The 20,061-nt window shown below is 34.3% G+C and carries 20 protein-coding genes; 10 read left to right on the forward strand and 10 right to left on the reverse strand.

Annotated elements, in window-relative coordinates:
- Positions 1–24 precede the first annotated feature (24 nt).
- Positions 25–339, forward strand: coding sequence for a hypothetical protein (locus AC4CUY_RS09555; RefSeq protein WP_419820444.1), 315 nt, complete (start codon positions 25–27; stop codon positions 337–339).
- Between the two features lie 128 nt (positions 340–467).
- On the opposite strand, the gene AC4CUY_RS09560 is transcribed toward AC4CUY_RS09555, so the two are convergent.
- Positions 468–827, reverse strand: a complete 360-nt coding sequence (locus tag AC4CUY_RS09560; RefSeq protein WP_483769930.1) for a hypothetical protein — start codon at positions 825–827, stop codon at positions 468–470.
- A gap of 526 nt (positions 828–1,353) precedes the next feature.
- On the opposite strand from AC4CUY_RS09560, the gene AC4CUY_RS09565 reads away from it, so the two are divergent.
- Both AC4CUY_RS09565 and AC4CUY_RS09570 read left to right on the forward strand, forming a co-directional pair.
- Complete coding sequence (locus AC4CUY_RS09565) at positions 1,354–2,055, forward strand: hypothetical protein (RefSeq protein ID WP_419328880.1); 702 nt, start codon at positions 1,354–1,356, stop codon at positions 2,053–2,055.
- 204 nt (positions 2,056–2,259) lie between these two features.
- On the forward strand, positions 2,260–2,850 hold the full coding sequence (locus AC4CUY_RS09570; RefSeq protein ID WP_483769929.1) for a uracil-DNA glycosylase family protein: 591 nt from the start codon (positions 2,260–2,262) through the stop codon (positions 2,848–2,850).
- A 98-nt stretch (positions 2,851–2,948) separates the two neighbouring features.
- Here the strand turns inward: AC4CUY_RS09570 and AC4CUY_RS09575 are convergent, their stop codons facing one another.
- Complete coding sequence (locus AC4CUY_RS09575) at positions 2,949–3,092, reverse strand: hypothetical protein (protein ID WP_483769928.1); 144 nt, start codon at positions 3,090–3,092, stop codon at positions 2,949–2,951.
- Between the two features lie 414 nt (positions 3,093–3,506).
- Complete coding sequence (locus tag AC4CUY_RS09580) at positions 3,507–4,370, reverse strand: DMT family transporter (RefSeq protein ID WP_419328920.1); 864 nt, start codon at positions 4,368–4,370, stop codon at positions 3,507–3,509.
- A gap of 168 nt (positions 4,371–4,538) precedes the next feature.
- On the opposite strand from AC4CUY_RS09580, the gene AC4CUY_RS09585 reads away from it, so the two are divergent.
- Positions 4,539–5,936, forward strand: coding sequence for an aminotransferase-like domain-containing protein (locus AC4CUY_RS09585; protein ID WP_490774023.1), 1,398 nt, complete (start codon positions 4,539–4,541; stop codon positions 5,934–5,936).
- 79 nt (positions 5,937–6,015) lie between these two features.
- The gene (locus tag AC4CUY_RS09590) at positions 6,016–6,666 is read left to right on the forward strand and encodes a class I SAM-dependent methyltransferase (protein WP_419328884.1); all 651 of its coding nucleotides are present in this window, start codon (positions 6,016–6,018) and stop codon (positions 6,664–6,666) included.
- A gap of 47 nt (positions 6,667–6,713) precedes the next feature.
- Here AC4CUY_RS09590 and AC4CUY_RS09595 read toward each other — a convergent pair whose 3' ends face one another.
- A complete protein-coding gene (locus AC4CUY_RS09595) occupies positions 6,714–8,192 on the reverse strand; it encodes a phospholipase D family protein (protein ID WP_490774024.1) in 1,479 nt (492 codons plus the stop codon).
- 191 nt (positions 8,193–8,383) lie between these two features.
- On the opposite strand from AC4CUY_RS09595, the gene AC4CUY_RS09600 reads away from it, so the two are divergent.
- Both AC4CUY_RS09600 and AC4CUY_RS09605 read left to right on the forward strand, forming a co-directional pair.
- Positions 8,384–9,493: an S-(hydroxymethyl)glutathione dehydrogenase/class III alcohol dehydrogenase gene (locus tag AC4CUY_RS09600; RefSeq protein WP_490774025.1), complete on the forward strand. Its 1,110-nt coding sequence runs from the start codon at positions 8,384–8,386 to the stop codon at positions 9,491–9,493.
- A gap of 157 nt (positions 9,494–9,650) precedes the next feature.
- On the forward strand, positions 9,651–9,959 hold the full coding sequence (locus AC4CUY_RS09605) for an I78 family peptidase inhibitor (RefSeq protein ID WP_336951249.1): 309 nt from the start codon (positions 9,651–9,653) through the stop codon (positions 9,957–9,959).
- 59 nt (positions 9,960–10,018) lie between these two features.
- On the opposite strand, the gene AC4CUY_RS09610 is transcribed toward AC4CUY_RS09605, so the two are convergent.
- Positions 10,019–11,587, reverse strand: a complete 1,569-nt coding sequence (locus AC4CUY_RS09610; protein WP_490774026.1) for an ATP-binding cassette domain-containing protein — start codon at positions 11,585–11,587, stop codon at positions 10,019–10,021.
- A 359-nt stretch (positions 11,588–11,946) separates the two neighbouring features.
- Positions 11,947–13,152 carry an amino acid aminotransferase gene (locus AC4CUY_RS09615; protein ID WP_490774027.1) on the reverse strand — a complete coding sequence of 402 codons (1,206 nt, stop codon included), beginning with the start codon at positions 13,150–13,152 and terminating at the stop codon, positions 11,947–11,949.
- 347 nt (positions 13,153–13,499) lie between these two features.
- Between AC4CUY_RS09615 and AC4CUY_RS09620 the strand changes: the two genes are divergently transcribed.
- A complete protein-coding gene (locus AC4CUY_RS09620) occupies positions 13,500–14,270 on the forward strand; it encodes an alpha/beta fold hydrolase (protein ID WP_490774028.1) in 771 nt (256 codons plus the stop codon).
- Between the two features lie 101 nt (positions 14,271–14,371).
- On the opposite strand, the gene AC4CUY_RS09625 is transcribed toward AC4CUY_RS09620, so the two are convergent.
- Positions 14,372–15,559: a benzoate/H(+) symporter BenE family transporter gene (locus AC4CUY_RS09625; RefSeq protein ID WP_336951241.1), complete on the reverse strand. Its 1,188-nt coding sequence runs from the start codon at positions 15,557–15,559 to the stop codon at positions 14,372–14,374.
- A gap of 387 nt (positions 15,560–15,946) precedes the next feature.
- The gene (locus AC4CUY_RS09630; protein WP_490774029.1) at positions 15,947–16,519 is read right to left on the reverse strand and encodes a multicopper oxidase domain-containing protein; all 573 of its coding nucleotides are present in this window, start codon (positions 16,517–16,519) and stop codon (positions 15,947–15,949) included.
- A 130-nt stretch (positions 16,520–16,649) separates the two neighbouring features.
- On the opposite strand from AC4CUY_RS09630, the gene AC4CUY_RS09635 reads away from it, so the two are divergent.
- Positions 16,650–17,072, forward strand: coding sequence for a copper chaperone (locus AC4CUY_RS09635; protein ID WP_490774662.1), 423 nt, complete (start codon positions 16,650–16,652; stop codon positions 17,070–17,072).
- A 577-nt stretch (positions 17,073–17,649) separates the two neighbouring features.
- Positions 17,650–18,813 (forward strand): MFS transporter, encoded by a 1,164-nt coding sequence (locus tag AC4CUY_RS09640; RefSeq protein WP_490774030.1) that lies wholly within the window; start codon positions 17,650–17,652, stop codon positions 18,811–18,813.
- A 54-nt stretch (positions 18,814–18,867) separates the two neighbouring features.
- Here AC4CUY_RS09640 and AC4CUY_RS09645 read toward each other — a convergent pair whose 3' ends face one another.
- Positions 18,868–19,563 (reverse strand): LrgB family protein, encoded by a 696-nt coding sequence (locus AC4CUY_RS09645; RefSeq protein ID WP_490774031.1) that lies wholly within the window; start codon positions 19,561–19,563, stop codon positions 18,868–18,870.
- Positions 19,563–20,003 carry a CidA/LrgA family protein gene (locus AC4CUY_RS09650; protein WP_419328894.1) on the reverse strand — a complete coding sequence of 147 codons (441 nt, stop codon included), beginning with the start codon at positions 20,001–20,003 and terminating at the stop codon, positions 19,563–19,565. Before AC4CUY_RS09650 ends, AC4CUY_RS09645 begins: the two co-directional genes overlap by 1 nt.
- Positions 20,004–20,061 lie beyond the last annotated feature (58 nt).

Here is a 20,061-nt window from a genome sequence, read left to right on the forward strand (position 1 = left end):
TTTTAACTACCTAATGAGAGAAATATGGATAAGCTTAAACACCTTAAACAACAATATGTAAGCGTTGTTAAAAAAGGTTTAACTGGCGATTATGATGATGAAATTTTTCCAAATCGCCAAGATATTTGGTATCGCCACTACAGTGTTAAACAAGAAAAAAGTAGTTTTTTCTTGCACGAGATTGAGTATAAATCCTATCCTCTTAAACTAAGACGCAGACGTGGTAGGGCATTAATGTGCTCTTGGACGAATGAACATCCACCTTTTTTTTGCTATGGTGGAAAAAACTGGAAACATCATTCAAAAAGAAAACATCAATACTACCGTGAAAAGAACTAAAAATAGGGAGCTTTTAAGCTCCCTATTTTTTATTAGATACCAAACACTTAAACTATTTATATAAAACAAACATTTAATCTAAATTTTTTAAAAAATTGTAAGCGCTAAAACTTGATAAATGACCATCACTATTTTGTATCTTTACACTGAATATTTTCTTTTTCTTTGTAATAGTTTAAAGCAATATCTAAGTCTGAAAGTAATTTAGCTTCAGTATAGTTCTCTGGATTTAATTTAAGTAAATTTGGCATGTAATTCGATTTGTATTCTTTAGGATAATCTTGACATACGATTCTGGTCTTATCATCCAATGTTGTATTTGGATCATCAAGTTGATCAAGATATTTACTAATCATTTCATCTGATTGTTCAAATTGTGCAGTGAGGGTTGGTCGATCTGTTTGCGCAGTTGTATGCTGCTTAGGCTCTTTATTGCAAGCAGACAGGGCAATGATCAAGAATAATGCTGTAAAAAGTTTAATGTTCATAACGAATTGATTTTTAATGTTAAGAAAAAGTTTTCGGTTGTATAAAATCAGTTAATATTTAGATAAATCTTAAAGAACCTTAACTATCAAATATATTACCGAGATATGCAATGATTTTTATTACCATATCTTGAAATTGTTACAAATTCAAGATATTTAATGATTTTATTTGAAATTTCCGATTAAAAACAGCACATCGCCACGTTTTGTATTTTTTATATGGGGTGGAATTGACGCAACGACTTTTATTAGCGCTAAGAATATTGATTAAAGCTCTGTTATATATGAAATTTCTAGTAATTTTTTAAAATCAGTAATCACAGCAGCAATAAAGAATTGACCCTTCATAAAGAGATTTGATGCAAAATAGTTTTGTCGGAATGTTGTTAAAATTTATTTAAAAATAATAGCTTAGTGGTCAAGTTGAAAAAATCAGCTAATGTGTTGTGTTAAATAAATTTTTTGTAAGGTTTATTTCTGATCTCAACCTGAGTATCTTATCCCCAAAATATTAAGAGGGTATTTCATGAAAAAATTATTCATTATTGCTTTAACAACCTTAGCATCAAGTTTCTCCTTTGCAGAGAACTTACAGTGTGAAAAAAGCTATGAAATTTTTAATAAGCAAGGGGACAAGGAAATAGAAATACTAAAAAATGGTTCACTTGATGATGTGATCAGTTATTATGACCAGATTGAATATGATCGAAAACTTAAACCTAAGCATCAAGGACAGACTTTTTCTTCAGGCGAATGGATCAGCGATGCTGAGTACAGAAAAGACATTCAATTACAGCAAGATTTAGCCAAAGATGGATCTTATAAAAATATAGATTCTACATTTTTAAAACCAAAATTAAATTATATTTCAAGTGTAGGCGAAGTTTGTGTTGTGCCTATACAATCACAAGATGAACTATTCAAAAAAAGTATGCAGACTGAAGCTGACATAATTTTTATACGCGATATTCAAACTAATGAATGGAGAAGATTTATCTATTTTGGAATTGAAGATAAAAAAGACTTTAATGAGTTTTTCCCTGATTTTCCTAAAAATGTAAAGCTTGCTCAAATGTTAATAGATAACAAAAATTTTGCAGAGAGCACTTCAGAATTTGGTTTGTTAATGCTTGAAGAGATGGGTGTTGAGATCACAGCTGAGATGAAGGAAATGATGAGAAATCAAACAGAGCCTTTTAGAGTTAAGTTAAGCGCGAATGGCTACTGATTTTTATTGTGTAAGTTGTATTTAAACCACCTGCGGGTGGTTTTATTGAATAAGCACAACAATCGATTAAGTTGGTTAATTAAAAGAAAATGGATAAATTTACGATTTAAAATCTTTAATATAAAATTAGAAACAACTACCCATGCTTAGCAAGTAAAAATGTTAAGATAACAGTATAATTCTTAGATTATTTCTTATTTATAAATGACTGATATCGAAATAGAAACCCACCCACTTAAACCATTTCTTCCTTCAAATGCTAAGCTGTTGATGCTTGGTAGCTTTCCACCGCCTCAAAACAGATGGAAGATGGATTTTTATTATCCGAATTATCAAAATGATATGTGGCGGATTTTTGGGCTTATTTTCTTTGAAAATAAAGACCACTTTTTAGATTTACCCAATAAAAATTTTAAAGAACAACGCATTCGCGAATTCTTAATCGAAAAAGGTATCGCAATTTTTGATACGGCGTATCAAGTTATTCGCTTAAAAGGGAATGCCTCAGATAAATTCCTACAGATTAAAACCCCCACAGACCTATCACAGCTTTTAGCGCAAATTCCTGAATGTAACAGCATCATGACCACTGGAGATAAGGCAACAGATACCCTGATGTTATCTATGCCTGAAGAAACTGAAAAGCCACAGATAGGGCAATCCTCACAAGCTATATTTGCTGAACGAGAGATATGTTTATATCGGATGCCTTCTTCATCAAGAGCGTATCCATTAGCACTGGATAAGAAGGCAGAGGCATATAAGAACTTATTTAAAGAAATAGGCTTACTTTAAGTAAGTTTAAAACTCATAATTTGGCATCATGGTTGGGTATTGAACCCATTTAAAACCAGTTACGTTAAAATCTCGAACATGGGTAAAACTAGACCAAATCAAAATTGGCTCCCTTTAGTCCATGAGAGTGGTTTGATACGCTGTTCAATCATTGCTAATTCTTCAGCAGTGGCGATATCTAGTTCACCAATTTCGATAATTAAACGAACAACAGGGAAATCTGAAAATTTACCTAGAATCATAGATTTTAACCAAAAAAACGATTGCTATTCACAGTTTATAATTACGCTTTGCTATGGTTAGAAATGTTTTCTTTAAATGATTCACTATAAGTATCGAAAAATAATTCAGTTTGAATTTTTTCAGAATATGGCTCGTATAGTCGTTATATTGAGTTGCCCCAATTGATCGACAGTTGTAATCGAACCATGCATTGAGGCAGGTTGAACAGTTGAAGTGGTTTTTATTATTTTTTGGTAAAGCTGGTAATCCAGCATGTTTTTTCCTTCTTAAAGCGTCCACATTTTGAATAAAATTAGCAAAATAAACCATATTAGTAACTGACTGTTTTTGTTCAAGCTTAGGCATTTATTCCCTTATATTTAATTAAATCGATATACACATATAGTTAATAAATGCTTAAACCTTATCATTTTCTATGCAAATCGTTTTGCCAACGTAACACAGATCACAACTGCAAAACAAACAACAATCATCGCAAAACTTACGTGTTCACCCAATAGAACCGCTGAAAGCATTAAACCAATAAATGGTTGTACTAATTGAATTTGTCCAACTTTGGCAATTCCGCCCAACGCTAAGCCTTTGTACCAAAAAATAAAACCAATCAACATACTAAACAGTGACACATAGATTAAACCAATGGTTTCTGGCCAATGGATATTTGCAAAGGTTGTAGGTAAGTAATATAGACTTGAGATGAGCATCAAGGGTAATGCAACTACTAAAGCCCAACAAATCACTTGCCATCCACCCAATTCTCTTGAAAGCTTTCCACCTTCGGCATAACCCAGTCCACAAACGACAATTGATGCAAGCATGTAGAGATCACCCACACTAAAACTTAAATTACGGTTTTCATAAAACATGAATCCAACCACAATCGCACTGCCAATTAAAGCAAATAACCAAAATTGTGTAGCAGGTTTTTCCCCCCCGCGTAAAACTGCAAAAATTGCAGTCGATAAAGGCAATAGACCAACAAAGACAATGGCATGTGCAGAAGAAACTGTTTGTAAAGCTAAGGCCGTAAATAATGGAAAACCAATCACCACACCTAAAGCGACAATAACCAATGATTTAAATTGGACAAAAGAGGGTTTTGATTGCTGTAAAATAAACAGGCAGATTAAAGCAATACTTCCTGCAATGGCTGCTCGAGCTGTGGTTAAAAATTCTGGACTAAATCCCATGACAGCTATACGTGTTGCTGGCAAAGAGCCAGCAAAAATTGCTACACCAATAAAACCATTCAGCCAGCCAATATTTGTTTTATCCATCATCAATTACTCAGTAAATTTATGATTATTTAAGCGCTATTTACTGGAAATATATATGTACACTGCAGTACAATTTTAAAGAACTGTTATGCTATTTTTACCAGTACAATTCTATTCAATCTAACAAATTTTCTCGTATTTCTTATTTTTTAAATATATGGTTTATAAATGGCAAAAACTAAAATTGAGCAAACAGTGCTGATGATTAAAAATCAAATTTCCAATAAAAGTTTAATTGCAGGTTCACGCTTACCTTCAGTTCGTCAGTTTGCTATACAAACAAACTGTTCTGTTTCCACGATCGTTGAAGCCTATGCCAGATTAGTTGCGGAAGGTGTTTTAGAATCTCGTCTTGGTTCTGGTTATTATGTGTTAGGTAAAGCAGAACCAATGCAAATGATTGACACTGAAATACAGTATCAACGTGAAATAGATCCATTGTGGATTTCAAGGCAGTCGTTAGAGGCGAAGATTGATGTGCTAAAACCGGGTTGTGGTTGGTTACCCACCACTTGGATGCCTGAACAATCGATCCGTAAAGCGTTAAAACAAGCTGCCAAGTCTGAAATCAGCATGCTCACTGATTATGCAACACCGCATGGACATTTGGAGTTGCGTAAATTTATTGCCAGAAAAAAAGAATTGTATGATTTAAAATTTAAACTGAATCAAATTCTTATTACTGACTCAGCAACGCAATCCATTGATTTAATTTTCAGACATTTACTTAGAGCCGGCGATGTGATTTTGATCGATGATCCGTGCTATTTTAATTTCCGCGCCTTGATTAAGGCACATCATTTAAAAGCCGTTCCAATTCCGTTTACAGAACTGGGACCAGACGTAGAAAAATTTGAACAAGCACTGAATTTAAAGCCAAAAATCTATTTAACCAATTCAGGGATTCATAACCCAACAGGGACCACGATTTCGCTACAAACGGTTTATCAAATTTCTAAGCTGGTTGAGAAAACTGATTTATTGATTATTGAAGATGAGATTTTTGCTGATTTTGAATATACACCAGCACCACGCTATGCTTCATTAGCTGGTTTTAAACATGTCATTCAGATTGGCAGTTTTACCAAAACTCTTTCAGCAGCGATTCGTTGCGGTTATATCATTGCAGAATCTGAGCTGATTGATCAATTGATCGATTTAAGAATTGCGACCAACTTTAGCAATAGTCACTTAAATTCAGAAATTATTTATCAGGCTTTAATGGACAGCAGTTATCCTAAACATATAGATTGGTTAAAGAAACATTTGCTGAAAGTCAGCAATGAAATGATGCAAAAGTTGGGGCAACTCGGTATAAAACCGTGGATTGTTCCAACAGCGGGGATTTTTTTATGGTGCAAATTACCAGATGGTATACAAGCTGCAGAATTATCAAAGTTATGTCTCAAACAGGGCGTAATTCTAGCACCAGGTAATTCATTTAGCCAAGCTGAAAATGCAGGACAGTTTATGCGCTTTAATGTTGCACAATGTGTAGATAAAAAAGTTTTTGATATCTTAGCAATTTCTATTCAGCAGTTAAAAATAAATAACTTACAAAGTTAGCGAAAATCCTTTTCCCTATTGCTTTAAAATATGGGTAAATAGTAAGCAAATTTATATTGATTTCAGTGGAATAATTATAATGAGTGTTCAGGATGTACCGAGTCCAATTGATTTGAAAAACCCGCAAGATGCTTTGCAATGGGCAAATGATGCCAATGAAAAACGACCTTGGCGTTATGATTTTTTTGATTATTATGTGAATTTAATTCAAAAAGCAGCCAGAGAGAAACAGCATCAAACTGATCAAAACGTACAGTTCAATATTTTAGAAATAGGTTCAGGTCCTGGTTTTCTAGCAAAACATTTACTCAGTCATTGCCTTGAGATTAAATATACGGCGCTAGATTTCTCTGATGCAATGAATGAGCTTTCCAAAAGTAAGCTACTTTCTTCTGAGCTAGACCGGGCGCAATATCTGATTGCTGACTTTAAAAATGAAGATTGGCGTGATCAGCTTGGACAGTATGATGCAATCATTATTCATCAAGCTTTACATGAGTTACGCCATAAAAGCTATGCAAATCAATTTCATCAACAAGTGAAAACGCTATTAAAAAGTGATGCGATGTACTTGGTCTGTGACCATGTTTTTGCGTCGGACGCAATGAGCGATAGTGACTTATTTATGTCGAAACATGAACATTTCCAAAGCTTAAAATATGCGGGCTTTACTGACATAGAATTGGTTAAAGAGATCAAAGGCCTCTGTTTATTCGAATGTTATTTATAATAATGATGTTTTAGCGAATTTGTATGCTATTTGTCATTACACTAAACTTACATCATCCATTCAAGTGGTAAATATGACACACTGTACATAATAAATCGTTGGAATCGCGTAGTTTCAGGATCAACTTTATATTCGATCACATTACCATCAACACGATGATCTAACCAGATTAGCTCACCTTGTGAATTAAGTTTTAACTCATAAGCAACCCTCAATAGGGTTTGATCCAATAGATTTGAAATTTGTTCTTGTAAAGGATCTGACTGAACGATCAGTCCAACTTCAGTATTGATATTGAATGATCTTGGATCTAGGTTAAATGAACCAATAAAGACTCTGTCATCAATATTGATAAATTTTGCATGCAAACTCGATTTATTTTTGCCTTTTTTTGGAATGATATTTCCTGTGAGGACCTCATACCAAGTACGGCGGTTACGTTCTATATAAGGTTTAAATTCATAAAGCTTAGCTCCGCCTTTAAGCAGGTCAACTCGATACTTTTGATAAAACGCATGGACAAGCGCAACATCATTTGCCATAAAAGAGTTGGTTAGAATTCTCACTTTGACATTTTGTTTAGGGAATTGGTTAATAAAATTCGTTCCATTTTTTGTAGGAACGAAATAAGCAGCAATCAAATCCATTTCTTGTTCAGGATCACCCAAATGCTGGTGAATTTGATGTGAAATTAATTCATTGTCGCGCGCTTGTCCTAAACTTTTCTTTGGAGAATCTGCTAAAAAATCGGCATAAGCCCAATTGATTTTATTTTGATTAAGCTCATTGGCAAGTTCTTTCTGCTCAAGATTTACCTTTTCATCTGCTGTATGTTCAGCTTGTTCAAGTCGTTCAAAGCTTTTTCGTAAAGTTAATAAATCTTGTTCAGAACCTTTATGAATAAATTGATCAATGGGATAGGTGAGTTGAAAATTCCAAAAGTCGGTAAAAACTTCATTTGCACGATTAACCGCTTTACCAAAAAATAAAATATCCATATCGGTAAATTGGAAAGATTCACTAGCATCAAAATATTCACTGCTAATATTTCGTCCGCCTGTCACAGCAATTGCGCCATCAGCAATAATTAATTTATTGTGCATTCGATGGTTTATTCTGTTCATTCTAAAAATATAATCCATTACACGAAAGTGCCGAAATTTATAAGGATTGTATAATTTGATCGAAATGTTTGGATGTGTCAGCAATGCACTTAATTGTCGATCTATTTTTGTTCCATTTTGATCATCAATCAATAGTCGGACTTTTACACCGCGATCAGCAGCTTTTAACAACTCGTGTAGCATTAAATTGCCAATAAAATCATCCGCCCAAATATAATATTGTAAATCAAGAGTATATTTGGCTTTTCGAATCAGATGGATACGTGACGCGATACTTTGGAAAGCATCATTCATGGCTAAATATGCAGTTAGCCCTTGAGTAAGCATTTTTTTTGCTTGAGGCTCATTGATCCAATGATCTGCATATACTTTAACTTGTTGTTCTTGTTCTGGTTGATTCATAGGTAAACTGCATCCAGTGATTGAAAAAGCCAAAATAACCAAGGCAAGTGAAGTCTTTGAATGATTCATTCTTTCAATGAGTACTTTAAATTTTACTAAATCATATCATTAAGTTAATGGTTGAATCTGTAAATAGAAAAAGGTTACTGTAGTCCAACTGTTAAAACACAAACCTATTAGGATATTTAGCTATGAAATCACGTGCTGCTGTTGCATTTGGTCCAGGAAAACCTTTAGAAATTGTGGAAATTGATGTTTCTCCTCCACAAAAAGGCGAAGTCCTTGTTAAAATTACCCATACAGGGGTTTGTCATACAGATGCATTTACTTTATCAGGTGATGATCCAGAAGGTGTATTTCCAGCAATTTTAGGCCATGAAGGGGCTGGTATTGTTGTTGAAGTTGGTGAAGGTGTAACTTCAGTGAAACCGGGGGATCATGTGATTCCTCTATATACGGCAGAATGTGGTGAATGCTTATTCTGTAAATCAGGCAAAACTAACCTATGTACAGCCGTTCGTGCTACACAAGGTAAAGGGGTTATGCCTGATGGAACGACACGTTTTTCTTATAATGGTGAACCGATTTATCACTATATGGGTTGTTCAACTTTTAGTGAATATACGGTTGTTGCTGAAGTTTCATTGGCTAAAATTAACCCAGAAGCAAATCCTGAACATGTTTGTTTACTGGGTTGTGGTGTAACGACAGGGATTGGTGCAGTCCATAACACGGCAAAAGTACAAGAAGGCGATTCAGTTGCTGTATTTGGTTTAGGTGGTATTGGTTTGGCTGTTGTACAAGGTGCGCGCCAAGCGAAAGCAGGCCGTATCATTGTTGTTGATACCAATCCGGAAAAATTTAAATTGGCAGAAGAGTTTGGTGCGACTGATTTTGTCAATCCAAAAGACTATGACAAACCTGTTCAAGAAGTGATTGTTGAAATGACAGGCTGGGGTGTAGACCATTCATTTGAATGTATCGGTAATGTCAATGTGATGCGTTCAGCGCTTGAATGTGCTCATCGTGGTTGGGGACAATCAGTCATCATTGGTGTAGCAGGTGCAGGTCAAGAAATTTCAACCCGTCCGTTCCAGCTTGTGACTGGTCGTACATGGAAAGGAACTGCATTTGGTGGGGTAAAAGGCCGTACACAATTGCCGGGTATGGTTGAAGATGCGATGAAAGGTGATATTCAACTTGCACCATTTGTTACCCATACAATGGGCTTAGATAAAATTAATGAAGCATTTGATTTAATGCATGAAGGTAAATCAATCCGTACGGTGATTAATTTTTAAGCTTAAATATTTAGAACTACCAAAAACCAGTGATAAATCATGAATCACTGGTTTTTATTTGCATGATAAATGTATGAGTTTTATATATTAATTTTCTAAGCTTATCTTTTTTTGTTATGTTATGGCTTTAAAGCAAAAAATCAAAATAGGTCGTCTTATGAAAAATGTTGCAATTTTAGGTCTTGGTATCATGGCTTTAACTGTATCAGCATGCTCTTCGCTTCAAACCAATTCAACGGAAGATCAAACAGCGCAAAACACTCAAACCACATGTGTTGCTGAACGTGCGACTCAGTTGATTGGACAAAATGATATGTCTGAAGCGAAAATTAAGCAGCTTACACAGGCATCAATCGTACGTAAAGTTGCGCCAAATCAAGGTGTAACCATGGATTATCGTATTGAACGTGTGACGGTAACAGTAGATCCTGCGACCAAAAAAATTACCCAAGCGGCTTGTGGTTAATGACACAAATTTAAGTATTAAATGATTGAATAAATACTGATTTATTCAATCATTACCATTTAACTCAGTAAATATTTCTCATCTATTCCACTTTGAACAACAAAACAATCATCATGAGAAACCAGAATGACAGCACCTTTAAATTGCTGAATGGCTTGTGCAAGTAATTCTCGTGACTCGATGTCTAAGTGATTTTCAGGTTCATCCAATAGCAATAAATCTATATTTTGATGATTGTGACTTATTCCCAGTAATGCAACTTTGAGTTTTTCACCGCCACTGAGTTGGCCCAATTTTAAGAGTGCTTTTTCACGGCGGATCCGCAGTTGACCTAATAAATTTCGCCATTCAACCTCTGGCAGATCTGGATTAAATTCAGCTAAATTCTCGATCACAGAAAGATCATCATTGAGCAAACTAAAATTTTGATCCAAATATAAGCTTTGTCCTATAAAGAAAATTTCAGTACATTGTGATTGATCAATTATTTTTAATAGGGTGGATTTACCCACGCCATTTGCACCTTTAAGCTGGATTTTTTCACCGGCTTGGAGTGACAAATTTATTTTCTGTGTTGTAGCATAAGGCAATTGTAAATCGTGAATTCTTAATATTTCACCTTGCTTAAATGATTGAAATTGAAAGTCAAATCGTTGTGGTTTAATTTTTTCTAAAGCTGTTTGTTTCTCCTGTAAATTGCTTTGTGTTTCATCAGCTTGGCGAATTTGCTGTGCACGTAATTTCCCAAAACTTTGCCCAGCTTGCTCTTTTTTAAAATCCAGAAGAATCTTGGCTTGAGAGTTCGAGTCACGCAATTGAGCACCTTTACGTTGACGTTTTTGTGCTTTCATTAAACTCTCGTTCTGTTGTTGCTTTAACTGTTTAAATTCACGTTTTTCTTGTTGAATAGACTGAGTTAATGCATGGACTTGTTGTTGGTGCTGTTTAAAATAATCTGCATAATTGCCCTTAACATGCTGTAAACCATTTGCGGTTAAAGCATAAATATGCTGAACTTGATTTAGCAATTGAAGATCATGACTAATAATACAAACCCCCGCTTTATGTGACTGAATCGATTCAATTAGCCATTTTCTTGCCATGGCATCTAAATGATTACTTGGCTCATCTAAAAGTAGATAATGATCTTGTTTTAGAAATAAGCGACACAAAGCCAGCTTAGTTTTTTGACCTTCACTTAAGGATTTAACGGGAAAATTTAAATCAAGCGGCAGTTGTGCATTGCTTAAAATTTGTTGCCATTTTTGTGGTAAATCCCAACAGTTTTCAACCAAATCATAATCTTCAAAACTGGCACTACTATTTTCAATACGCTCAAAAGCATTGTGTAGATGAGTAATATCTAAAGCTTCAGCTATGGTTTTGGCATTTAATCGTTGTAATTGTGCTAAATAATCATGTTGGATATGCCACGCAATTTGACCTGAATAGGCTAAATCTGAATGCTGTTGTAAGTGTAATAATTTAAAAAGTAATGATTTTCCCAAACCATTACGGCCAATCACAGCAGAAGTTTGCCCTGGAAAAAGCACAAAATTCAGTTGAGTAAACATTGTTTGAGTGGGAAATGCCAAACTCAAATTTGAAATGATACATGCTTGTTGCATTAAATGATCCTCATATAGAGGATGCACAAAATAGTATGTAATAAAAGCTTTAAATAACAGTAGATTATTTAATTTATTGTAAAGAAAGTATCAGAACCAAAAGATAAGTGTAGCCTTGAGTAGAATCTATTTTGCACATCAAAAATTAAATAAATAATGATGAGAAAATGACTTACTTCATTGGCGTTGCTCTTTTAAGAAAGGGGGATAAGAATACTTATTGTATAAAAATAAATCTGTATGTCAATGTTAAGCTTTTAAAATGCTCATTTAAAAAAGAATTATCTCAAAAACTTAACTCCCTTATGAAAGGGAGCTAAGTGGCAGTGGATTGAACCAATCAACGCTTATCAATTTATTTAAGCAGTTGCTTTAATCACTTCTACAACAGATGTTGCCACATAATCAATATTTTTTAAATTTAAGCCCGCTGCACACATACGGCCGCTACGTAGCAAATAAATGGCATATTGATCTTTCAATATATCCACTTGTTCAGCAGTTAAACCAGTATAGCTAAACATGCCTTGTTGTTCTGTAAGGTAATCAAAATTACGACCAGGTAAAGCAGCAGTTAATTTTGCCTTTAATAGTTCGCGCATTTGGATGATACGCTCACGCATTTCTTTAAGTTCTGCATGCCATTTTTCAGTTAATGTTGCATCATTCAATACATTATCAACCACTAAGGCACCCGTTGTAGGTGGGCTTGAGTAGATACGGCGTACAGTTGCTTTAAGCTGACCTAAAACTTTTTGTGCAGTTGCTTGGTCATCACAAATAAAGCTTAAACCACCAACACGCTCACCATATAGTGAGAAAATTTTAGAGAAAGAATTGCTAACAATGAAATTCAATCCCGACTTATCTAAAGTACGAATTGCATAAGCATCTTCTTCTAAGCCTTGACCAAAACCTTGGTAAGCAATATCGAGGAATGGAATTAAATCACGTGCTTTCAGTACTTCAATCACACGATCCCATTCAGCAGGTGTTAAATCTGCGCCTGTTGGGTTATGGCAACAAGGGTGAAGGAGAACAATGCCTTTTGCAGGGATTTGCTGTAAATCCTCTAACATGCCTTCAATATTGATATCATTGGTTGCTGCATCAAAATAGCGGTAGAAATGTGAATTGATTCCCGCACCATTAAAAATCGCAATATGGTTTTCCCATGTCGGTTGGCTCACCCAAACATCAGATTCAGGAAAGTATTTTTTTAGAAAATCTGCACCAACTTTAAGTGCACCAGAACCGCCTAGGGTTTGAATGGTCACTGCACGGCCATCTTTACGTGCTTGGCTATCTGCACCTAAAACTAATTTCTGGGTTGCTTCGTTATATGACTTTGAACCATCCATCGGTAAATAAAGCTTTACCTTGTCATTGCTTGGTTCAATATTTTTCAAAGCCGCTTTTACAGCGTCTAACTGAGGAACAATTGTGTCCTCATTATAATAAAGACCAATACTTAAATTTACTTTGTGTGTCCGTTCATCCTTACCAAAGGCTTCCATTAGAGAAAGAATTGGATCACCTGCATAAGGATCTACATGTTGAAACATGGTCTAAAGTCCTAAATCAATCGAAAAAATCAAGTCTGATAATATAGGTAATTCAAACCCCGACTCAACAGTAGATTGAGGTTTATTTTTTATTATTTATTCAACTTTAAATTAAGGCCACCGCTCATTTGTCTATATTTATAGCCAAATATGCATTTACTACAAAATAGAGGATAAATAAGATAAAACTTAAACAATGTATCAAGTGCGGTATTGGAAGAGAGATAGTTAAGATATTGATTGTTTTTAAGTCGCAGTATTGTTAATGAATGATAAAACTATTGTTCTACATTTCGCTTCTTGTCATCATAGCGCAAACGCAATATTTAAATTCTGGATGGTTTTTAATGTTACTGAATTATCAATACGATCAAGCTCAAGATAGCCATGGAACTCAAAAAGCCACACTGGTATTGATTCACGGGTTATTTGGAAGTTTAAGTAATTTGGGCATTATTGCACGTGAATTTCAAGGCAAATTCAACTTATTGCAAATTGATGTTCGAAATCATGGTCATTCTGCACATTCAGATGAAATGAATTATCAATTGATGGCTCAGGATGTTTTGCAAACACTTGATCATTTAAATATTGAAAAATTTATCGCGATTGGACATTCTATGGGTGGAAAAATTGCAATGAAACTTGCAGATTTAGCGCAAGATCGTATGCAAAAAATGATTGTTTTGGATATGACACCCTTTGCATATCAGGAAAATCACCATGATCAAATTTTTAAAGCCTTATTTGCGGTTGAAAATGCACAAATTGAATCTCGTAAAGAAGCAACAGAGATTATGCGTCAGTATTTAAATGAAGAAATGGTGATTCAATTTTTATTAAAATCATTCAGTAAGGGAAAATTGCTGTTTAATGTCCAAGCTTTATTTAATCATTATGCCGATATTTTAAGTTGGGAAAATCAGCAGGTGAATCCTATTCCAGCATTGTTTGTTAAAGGTGGAAACTCACCCTATATCTCAAAAGTTGAACATTTTTCTGCAATCGAAACCCAGTTTAGTCATAGCCAAGTTAAAGTCATTGAACAAGTCGGGCATTGGTTACATGCTGAAAAACCAGCTGTAGTCAATCAAATGATCTCTGGGTTTATAGAATGAGGTTTTAGGCTCTGAATAAATTAAAACAGCATATTTAAAGGTAATATGCTGTTTATAAATGATTATTTTATGAACACTATCAGTTCTTTAGTCCTGTAGGGTCAAGAAAGTGTCTTGGTTTTGAATTTTCCATTGAGTACAAGATATGAAATTAGACCTAAAACCAAACCCCAAAATGCACCCCCAACACCAAACAAAGTGATGTTGGCTGTCGTTGAGAGAAAGGTAATAAGTGAGGCTTCTCGGCAATCGATATCACTCATCGCATTTGCAAGACTTCCAGCAATTGTACCTAATAATGCAAGTCCTGCTAGAGTGCTTATAAAAGCGACTGGAAACGCTGCAAAGACAGCTGCTAACGTTACACCAAAAATTCCAACAAGAATATAAAACACACCTGCGGCAATCCCTGAAATCCAGCGTTTTGATGGATCTTCGTGGGATTCCTTTCCAGTGCAAATTGCAGCAGTGATTGCAGCAAGATTAAACGCATGTGAACCAAACGGAGCCATGAGGAACGAGCCTAAGCCTGTCACGATAAGAATCGGTTTAGCATTGGTGTGAAAACCATCATTTTTAAGAACCAGTAAACCTGGCATATATTGTCCTGTTAAGGTAATTAAAAATAAAGGTAAGGCAAGACTCAGTATCGAGTTTATAGAAAAAGTTGGTGTGGTAAAAATAGGCGAGGCTAATTTTAGTTCAAATCCAGAGAAATCAATCCGTGATTGTAAAAGTAAGAAAATAAAGCCAAAAATCAAGACACTAATAATGGAAAATCTTGCAGAAAAACGCTTGGTGATGAGGTAAATCAAAAATAATGAAATCGCCAAAAAAGGATCAATTGTCATATTGGTAAAGGCTGCAATCCCAAATTGCAATAAAATACCTGCCAAGAGACCAGATGCAATACCCGCTGGAATTAGACGAATCAATTTTTCAAAATAGCCCGTAATTCCCAAGATCACAAATCCCAGTGCAGAAAGTAAATATGCTCCAATTGCTTCGGAATATGGCACAGTTACAAGCGTCGTAATTAAAAATGCAGCGGCAGGCGTAGACCATGCAGTGATAATGGGTTCTCGGGTATACCAACTTAATAATATTCCTGTGATACCAACCCCAATAGAAATAGACCACACCCATGAGGCAGTGAGTTCAGGGCTAAGACCAGCCATCTGTGCAGCTTGGAAGATTAAAATAAAGGTACCACCATAATTAACGATGACCGAAATTAAACCGGCCATAATGGGGGGAAGAAAATCATTAGAATGATGTTGAAAAGACATAAACTCTACCCCTAAGATTTAAAAAAGAAGTAGTAGAGTGTATTTTTAATGTGGTATTGCTATAAGATACACTTTAAATATTTTTTTAGGTACCAGTTTGCTAATATGACTTTATCTTCTGCCTTTTTACTTAACTCTGGTAAAGGTGAAGGCGTTAAGAATGGTTTTTATTATGTTTTATCTACTATGATTTGATTTTAAGAAGTAGTTTTTGCTGGAACAAAATAGTTATTAAATTGAGTAAGCCTACTTTGTGCTTGATGGTTTGATTGTTAGTATAAAACATAAGAAAGTTACCTTTGTTTGATTAAGATTCGACACCTTTATCAAAATGGGTAACTTTCTCTTTTTCAAGATCAATGTCTGATCAGAACTGAACGAATACATTTAATGTGCATGTGAATGAAGTCCTGCAGGTACAACAGATCCAAATGGTCTTGTTTTACAATCTTTATCATTCGGATCACAAATACGGACATTTTGCATCATGCCTTGATCTTCATGATCTAAGATATGACAGTGTAATACAAAGTCTCCTTTGAATTTTTCATACTTGGTTCTGACCACAATCTCATAACCCGTTGGAACAAAAAGAGTATCCTTCCATACGCCATTTAAACTATTAAATAAAGGATTAGTATTTTTCTCTAAAGTTATATCTCCACCTATACGATTGTTTGAACCATCAACCTTATATACGGATTTAATTTGAAAAGGATTCACATGAATATGGAAAGGATGTCCTGCAAGAGTAGATGTTAAGGTCCATTCATCAATCCCATTTAAAGTTAAATAGCGGTTTAAATTATCGCCATAAGGAAGTGCTAAATCAGCGTTAAATTTTTCATTACTTATACCAAAGACTTTACTAATATTAAAATTAAGCTGTTGTTGACCTATTTTGATGTCGCTATTACTACTTTCAATTTTTTGTAAAGAATCTAATGGGGTAAAAGCCATGATTAAATTATTATCCAAATCAGATTTAATTTGTTTTTGTGTAATACCATCAAGCTGTTGACCATTACTTTTTTTATCTGTAGAGGATGTTCAGAAAAAGAACTTTAAGAGAAAAAGGAAGTTAAGTTTAATAAGGAAGTTAAGTTTAATATTGTTTTTTATCGGCTATATGTTTTTTTGGACACTTATTGGTATTTTACTCTCAATTTTGACACATTATTTAAATGAATTATTACATAACCAAATAATATTGGCATGCTTTATTATTGTTGTTTTAGTTCTATGGCAGATAACTCCATATAAAAAAATCAGTCTAAATCGCTGTCATCTTCCTGCAAAAATTAATCCTTTTGGGCTTCAGTCTGGTATTGATAATTTTAAATTTGGAATTAAAAAAGCCTGGTACTGCGTAGGAGCTTGTTGGCCATTTATGTGGTTATGTATAGCGTGGATGGAGCCAATGATGTATATAATGCCTTTATTTACTTTATTTTTACTAGTGGAACAAATTCAACCCAAGCGAAGAGAAATTTGGGGGTGCCAATATTTTTGAAATTGTTATTTTGATTTTTTAATCACTAAATATAGACTTAGAGAGCATAATTTATTCTTATTAATTTACAGATTATACTTTTTGTTTAAGATTTAATTTACTGTATTATTTGAATATCGATCATAACAAACTAATCTAAATATAATTTGATAGCTTCCTATACTTATAAGGTAAAACAATGATTTGCAATATAATAAGTCTAAATTTCTTTTTCCGAGTTATTGGCTGTTAAATATATATGCAGCATATCCATGATCTTTTTTTACAATAACCAACCCAAATGTAGGTCTAGTAATATCGAGATTAACAGCTCAATCTTTGACAATTATCAAGGTGTTAGGTGTTTTGCGTTAAATTTAGTGCCTCGTGAGTCTGTTACGAATCTAGTAATTTTACCAAATAAGCAAAATATATTTTTATTAAAAGACATTAAATATATAACAGAGTATTATGGGTTTTTGAAAAAATAATATTTTTTAGCAGTATACAGTTGAACTACGGATGAGTGCTTTTGAGTACAAACTTATACAACGCTTTATTCTTCTAACTGTTTGAAAATCCAAGTGAATGCAACGATATGCAAGCCATGCCAATCCAATACAGACTGAGTGGATTCTACTTTTGGTATTATTCAATAGTTGGAACTTTTTTACCGTATTGGAGCTTATATCTTCAAGATCAAGGATTTAATTATCAAGAAATAGGATTACTGTCCTCTATAGCCATTTTAACCCGTATATTTGCACCCTTTATTTGGGGATTTATCGCAGACAAAACGGGCAAACGAATGTTATGGGTACGTGTGGCAACCTGGATGGAAGCTACAATCTGGTTTTTGATTTTTATTATTCCCAACAATATGCAATCAATTGCATTTCTGATGTTGATTTTTAGCTTCTTTCAAAATGCCATACTTGCGCAATTTGAAGGTGTAACGCTGTTTTGGTTGGGTAATCAACATACAGCATTGTATGGAAAAATTAGAAAATGGGGCTCTATTGGATTTATTATTGGCGTATTTAGTATCGGTGCGATTTTAGAATTTATTGCAATTCAATATTTACCGATGATGTTGTTATGTATTGCATTTACAGCTTTTATTTGGTCCTTTTCGATTAAGGAACCTAGCGCAGCACCAAGTGCACAAAAAATATTAGAGCCATTGCTTCCCATCCTAAAAAGACCTGTGGTTTTTTCATTTTTTATCATTGAATTTATTATGCTTTTTGCACAAGCACCATTTTATAGTTTTTATAGTAATTATTTAAAGCTTGCTGGTTACAGTACAACTCAGATTGGCTTTTTATGGTCAGTTGGTGTGATTGCTGAAATTATCATGTTTAACTATGCAAATTTCTTCCTAAATCGTTTTTCATGGCGAAGCTTAGTCGCGCTTTGTTTAATCGTGACCAGTATTCGATTTATTTTGGCAGGTTTATTTTCAGAAAGTTTCATTATTCAATTTATTTCTCAAACGTTTCATGCATTTAGTTTTGGTTTATTTCATATTATTGCAATGCGGGTCATTTTGCAGAACTTTGCAGCCAAACAACAGGGCAGAGGGCAAGCACTATACAGTACCATGTGGGGACTTGGCGTTGCATCTGGCAGCATCTTAGCTGGGCAATATTGGGAAAAATTATCAGGAGAATATATTTTTATCCTTGCTGGACTTTCAGCATTGCTTGGTTTGCTATTGATTAATTTTTTACCTAAAACATTACAAACAATTCAAAGATGAATGAATCTCTTTGCAGAAAAGAGATTCGGAATGTTCAAATCGATACTGTACGGATTAATTTAGTAAATAGACAATGAGATGTACAATAAAAGGTCCAACCAATACCATAAAAATACCAGCTAAAACCATGGTTAAACTAGCAATAACACCTTCATCTTTATCACGCATATAAGCTTTACTTGTACCAAAACCATGTGCTGCATTACCCAAAGACGCACCTTGCGCAAAGCTTGATTTCAGTCTTAATCCACCCAATATCAAATCACCAATTAACATACCAGTCACCCCAGTAATCATGGTGAATAAAATCACCAGTTCAACAGAACCGCCGATATGGGTTGTTAGTTCCATTGCAAATGGTGTAGAGATTGAACGAGCCATTAGACTATAGGTTGTTGTTTGGTCAAAATGAAATAACTTGGCAAGGTAGAATGCACTGATCATTCCAGCAAGCATACCAATGACTACACCCATTGAAATTGAAATGAGATGTTCTTTAATGATTTGGCGATATTCAAAAATTGGGATTGCAAAGGCAACAGTTGCAGGCCCTAACATCCATATAATCCACTGACTATCAAGCATATAAGCATCATAAGAAACATGTGCTGACAGTAAAATGATGATTAAAACAATCGGAACCAAAATTGCTGGAGATAAAATTAAATATGGAAATTTACGATAAAGTTTTTTGACCAACACATACGTAACTAATGTGATCACTAGGCAAAATATTGAAATGGCAGACATTATTTATCTCCCTGTAATACATGTACGGTTTTATGAACATGACGTTGTTTCAACTTCCGCTCTAGTTTAAAACCTATATGCACACTATAAGCAGTAAATACCATCACACAAATTGTACCCAGTACAACCACCACAATCAGTTGCCAACCCTCAGTCATAAATAGGTTTTTATATTTCATTAACCCGATAAAACAAGGAATAAAAAATAGTACCAATTCACCTAGAATGAAATCTGAGCCTGATTTAATCCAATTTAACTTAAAAATACCTGTCATGAGCCCAATCAAAACCATAAATAAGCCAATCACAGCTGCCGAAATAGGTAAATTAAATTGTTTTTGAATGATTGAACCAATCCACCAAATCAAAATTAAAAGCCCAATTTGCAATGTGACTTTATAGATTGATGAAATTTGATGGCTTTGAGTACTCGTAGACATTTTATTGCAGATATTTTAAAAAGATGAGTTATTTTAGTTGCAAACATCACATCATATT

Source organism: Acinetobacter sp. 778_lipA, from assembly GCF_058242985.1.

What these genes read in the sequence shown, in the direction of transcription:
- AC4CUY_RS09560 (WP_483769930.1), bottom strand. Translation starts at nt 827, where the DNA reads ATGAACATTAAACTTTTTACAGCATTATTCTTGATCATTGCCCTGTCT.
- AC4CUY_RS09625 (WP_336951241.1), bottom strand. Translation starts at nt 15,559, where the DNA reads ATGTCTTTTCAACATCATTCTAATGATTTTCTTCCCCCCATTATGGCC.
- AC4CUY_RS09620 (WP_490774028.1), top strand. Translation starts at nt 13,500, where the DNA reads ATGTTACTGAATTATCAATACGATCAAGCTCAAGATAGCCATGGAACT.
- AC4CUY_RS09590 (WP_419328884.1), top strand. Translation starts at nt 6,016, where the DNA reads ATGAGTGTTCAGGATGTACCGAGTCCAATTGATTTGAAAAACCCGCAA.
- AC4CUY_RS09555 (WP_419820444.1), top strand. Translation starts at nt 25, where the DNA reads ATGGATAAGCTTAAACACCTTAAACAACAATATGTAAGCGTTGTTAAA.
- AC4CUY_RS09640 (WP_490774030.1), top strand. Translation starts at nt 17,650, where the DNA reads ATGCAAGCCATGCCAATCCAATACAGACTGAGTGGATTCTACTTTTGG.
- AC4CUY_RS09565 (WP_419328880.1), top strand. Translation starts at nt 1,354, where the DNA reads ATGAAAAAATTATTCATTATTGCTTTAACAACCTTAGCATCAAGTTTC.
- AC4CUY_RS09605 (WP_336951249.1), top strand. Translation starts at nt 9,651, where the DNA reads ATGAAAAATGTTGCAATTTTAGGTCTTGGTATCATGGCTTTAACTGTA.
- AC4CUY_RS09575 (WP_483769928.1), bottom strand. Translation starts at nt 3,092, where the DNA reads ATGATTCTAGGTAAATTTTCAGATTTCCCTGTTGTTCGTTTAATTATC.
- AC4CUY_RS09580 (WP_419328920.1), bottom strand. Translation starts at nt 4,370, where the DNA reads ATGGATAAAACAAATATTGGCTGGCTGAATGGTTTTATTGGTGTAGCA.
- AC4CUY_RS09600 (WP_490774025.1), top strand. Translation starts at nt 8,384, where the DNA reads ATGAAATCACGTGCTGCTGTTGCATTTGGTCCAGGAAAACCTTTAGAA.
- AC4CUY_RS09630 (WP_490774029.1), bottom strand. Translation starts at nt 16,519, where the DNA reads ATGGCTTTTACCCCATTAGATTCTTTACAAAAAATTGAAAGTAGTAAT.
- AC4CUY_RS09645 (WP_490774031.1), bottom strand. Translation starts at nt 19,563, where the DNA reads ATGTCTGCCATTTCAATATTTTGCCTAGTGATCACATTAGTTACGTAT.
- AC4CUY_RS09585 (WP_490774023.1), top strand. Translation starts at nt 4,539, where the DNA reads ATGGCAAAAACTAAAATTGAGCAAACAGTGCTGATGATTAAAAATCAA.
- AC4CUY_RS09570 (WP_483769929.1), top strand. Translation starts at nt 2,260, where the DNA reads ATGACTGATATCGAAATAGAAACCCACCCACTTAAACCATTTCTTCCT.
- AC4CUY_RS09615 (WP_490774027.1), bottom strand. Translation starts at nt 13,152, where the DNA reads ATGTTTCAACATGTAGATCCTTATGCAGGTGATCCAATTCTTTCTCTA.
- AC4CUY_RS09610 (WP_490774026.1), bottom strand. Translation starts at nt 11,587, where the DNA reads ATGCAACAAGCATGTATCATTTCAAATTTGAGTTTGGCATTTCCCACT.
- AC4CUY_RS09650 (WP_419328894.1), bottom strand. Translation starts at nt 20,003, where the DNA reads ATGTCTACGAGTACTCAAAGCCATCAAATTTCATCAATCTATAAAGTC.
- AC4CUY_RS09595 (WP_490774024.1), bottom strand. Translation starts at nt 8,192, where the DNA reads ATGAATCAACCAGAACAAGAACAACAAGTTAAAGTATATGCAGATCAT.